We start from the raw sequence: 2,768 nt of genomic DNA on the forward strand, positions 1-2,768 counted from the left end.
TAGAGCGGATTCTGATCAGTCTGGATCATAGCCGCATGAGCTGAAGTAGTTGGCGCACTCGTCGGGGCGGAAGAGATCGACGAGTTTTCCGATGAAGCTCCAGAGGCCGGAGACGGTGCGCTCGCCGGCTTTTCTGAGCATGGCCTTGAGACGGGAGAAGGCCTTCTCGATCGGATTGAAGTCGGGGCTGTAGGGCGGGAGGAAGCGCAGAGACGCGCCTGCGTCCTCGATCATCGCGAGGACTGATGCGCGCTTGTGGCTGGAGAGATTGTCCATGATGACGATGTCGCCCGGCCTGAGTTCGGGCACGAGCACCTGGCGGACATAGGCCTCGAACCATTCGCCGTTGATCGGCCCGTCTAGCACCATCGGCGCGATCATCCCGCTCATGCGCAGTCCCGCGACCAGCGTCGTGGTCTTGCGGTGACCATGCGGGGAGCCCATCCGCAACCGCTCACCTCGCGGAGCACGACCATGGCTGCGGGTCATGTTGGTCGCGGTCCAGGTCTCGTCGATGAACACCAGGCGTTTGGGATCGAGATCGCACTGACCATCGAACCAGGCATGGCGCTGCCTCAGGACGTCGGGCCGGTCCTGCTCGATCGCGTGCCCGGTCTTTTTTTCCGCGTGATGCCGTGGCGCGCGAAGAAGCGGTGCAGCGTCGAGTTCGCGACTGAAAGGCCGATGCCGGCCAGCGCCACTCGCAACTCGTCGAGTGTGATGTCCTGCTGCGCTTCCCACAGCGCCAGCACCTCGTTGCGCCGCTCCTCAATCCGGTGCGAGCGCATGTCACCGCCCTGGGGCTTGGGCGCGAAGTTACCGGTCGCCGTTCGTTGAGCCTGCCAGCGGATCGCAGTCGAAGGCGCTACTCCAAACCGCACCGCAGCCGCCCGCCTGCTCATCCCGCCATCAATCGCCGCCAGCAACCGCAACCGCAGATCCATTGAAAGTGGCTGACCCATCTGATGCCGGCCTCCATCCCCAGCCAGCATCGTGAATCAGATTTCCGACGGCTTGGGAATCCCTCACGATTCAGGTCGGTCAGAAAACGCTCTAAGCGGAAAACGCACATACAGGAGAACCACCAGCCGGCTCACCTCGGGCGACGAGTTGAAGTAGCGAGACGGGCTGGCAGACTTGCCAGGACGAGGCATCGACCCGCCCTACTTTGCCCTTCTTACCAGCCGGTGCACGTTATTTGACGGCATCTGAGACCAACTTCAGGTCAAGTGACTAGAAGCTCTTGCTTGCCCGAACACTGCTAGTGGCCGCACGCTCATCGCCTGCCGCTCGGATGCCCAAGGTCACAGCAAATTCCCAGTTAGACGGTGTAACGAGCTCGAAGCCTGGAGAGAGCACAAATTGCTGGCGGGACCAGTTCTGAGCGCGAAGGCTATAGAACGCAAATCCATCCACATCGGCATAGTCCAAATCCTGACGACTTCCTCCAGTGAACTCATACTGCCACTCGCCGCGAAGGGTTGCGCCCATGAGGCCAAACCGGACCGCCTCGCGATAGGCTGTCTTGAAGCCCAGCACTCCCGTTGTGGATCGGATCTTTCGACTGTCGAAGCGCAGGTCATAGATCCCGGCCCCAAACTCGCGATAAGCTTCAAGTTCACCGGATAGGTATTCGCCTCGCCCGTAGACCGACCATTGAAGAGGGCCTGAGAGGCGGTCGATACCGGCGGAAACTGCAGCCGCCGTGAACTGGCCATCGCGCCTGCTTCTTGTGGTGAGGCCTGAACTTGTGTCTGATCGCTGCGCGTCCAAGTCAAGCCAACCGTGCGATACCACGCCATCGGCAAAGAGCCCGGCGACTGGTGTCATGCTCCCGTAAACCGCAATGACCTTTGCGGTTCCGTCAACCCTGCCGGCGTCTCCGCCAATATGACTGCTGTCTCGACCAAACCCGCCGGCGACGCCTAGGCTCAGGACCCATTGATTGGTTGAGGGCAATGTGATTCAGGCTCCGCGAGGAGACTGATCATGAGCGACCTGTACTGGCTGACGGACGAGCAGATGGCGCGGCTTTCGCCATATTTCCCGAAGAGTCACGGCAAGCCGCGGGTGGATGATCGACGGGTTCTGAGCGGGATCATCTTCGTCAATAGCAACGGCTTGCGGTGGCGTGATGCGCCCAGGGAATACGGCCCGCACAAGACGCTCTACAACCGCTGGAAACGTTGGGGCGAGATGGGCGTGTTTGGCCGGATGATGGAAGGCCTTGCCGCCGAAAGAGCGGAGCCCAAGACCGTCATGATCGACGCGACCTATTTGAAAGCGCACCGCACGGCCTCGAGCCTGCGGGTAAAAAAGGGGACCTTGGGCGGCTGATCGGGCGCACCAAGGGCGGCATGAACACCAAGTTGCACGCAATCACCGACGCCAACGGTCGCCCCTTGAGCTTCTTCATCACCGCCGGCCAGATCAGCGATTATACCGGTGCGGCAGCTTTGCTGGACGACCTGCCCAAGGCACAGTGGATGCTGGCAGACCGGGGCTATGACGCCGAGTGGTTCAGGGATGCCCTCGGGCAGAAAGGTATCAAACCTTGCATTCCAGGCCGGAAATCCCGTTCTCTTCCCGTCCAATACGACAAGCGCCGATACAAGCGCCGCAACCGCATCGAGATCATGTTCGGCCGCCTCAAGGACTGGCGCCGCGTGGCAACCCGCTACGACCGATGCCCGACCGTCTTCTTCTCTGCCCTCGCTCTCGCGGCAACCGTCCTCTTCTGGCTCTGATCAACGAGTCCTGAGCCTAGC

3 protein-coding genes and 1 pseudogene are annotated in these 2,768 nt (G+C 61.2%); 1 reads left to right on the forward strand and 3 read right to left on the reverse strand.

Annotated elements, in window-relative coordinates; all coding sequences use genetic code 11:
• Nucleotides 1-15 precede the first annotated feature (15 nt).
• From ABUH87_RS00235 to ABUH87_RS00240, 3 genes and pseudogenes are all read right to left on the reverse strand, one after another.
• A protein-coding gene (locus tag ABUH87_RS00235; RefSeq protein ID WP_367767720.1) for an IS630 family transposase occupies nucleotides 16-962 on the reverse strand; the annotation gives its coding sequence in 2 pieces (ribosomal slippage) (nucleotides 16-626 and nucleotides 626-962; 948 coding nt in all).
• 93 nt (nucleotides 963-1,055) lie between these two features.
• Nucleotides 1,056-1,154 (reverse strand): annotated as a pseudogene (locus ABUH87_RS18395) (IS6 family transposase); the annotation flags it as partial.
• 79 nt (nucleotides 1,155-1,233) lie between these two features.
• Nucleotides 1,234-1,959, reverse strand: coding sequence for an autotransporter outer membrane beta-barrel domain-containing protein (locus ABUH87_RS00240; protein ID WP_367767726.1), 726 nt, complete (start codon nucleotides 1,957-1,959; stop codon nucleotides 1,234-1,236).
• 30 nt (nucleotides 1,960-1,989) lie between these two features.
• On the opposite strand from ABUH87_RS00240, the gene ABUH87_RS00245 reads away from it, so the two are divergent.
• Nucleotides 1,990-2,747, forward strand: a protein-coding gene (locus ABUH87_RS00245; RefSeq protein WP_367767727.1) for an IS5 family transposase whose coding sequence is annotated in 2 segments (ribosomal slippage) — nucleotides 1,990-2,323 and nucleotides 2,323-2,747 — 759 coding nt in all. Because the reading frame shifts where the segments join, the coding sequence is not laid out codon by codon here.
• Nucleotides 2,748-2,768: the final 21 nt, after the last annotated feature.

The organism is Novosphingobium rhizovicinum, assembly GCF_040813635.1.
Classification (GTDB): domain Bacteria; phylum Pseudomonadota; class Alphaproteobacteria; order Sphingomonadales; family Sphingomonadaceae; genus Novosphingobium; species Novosphingobium rhizovicinum.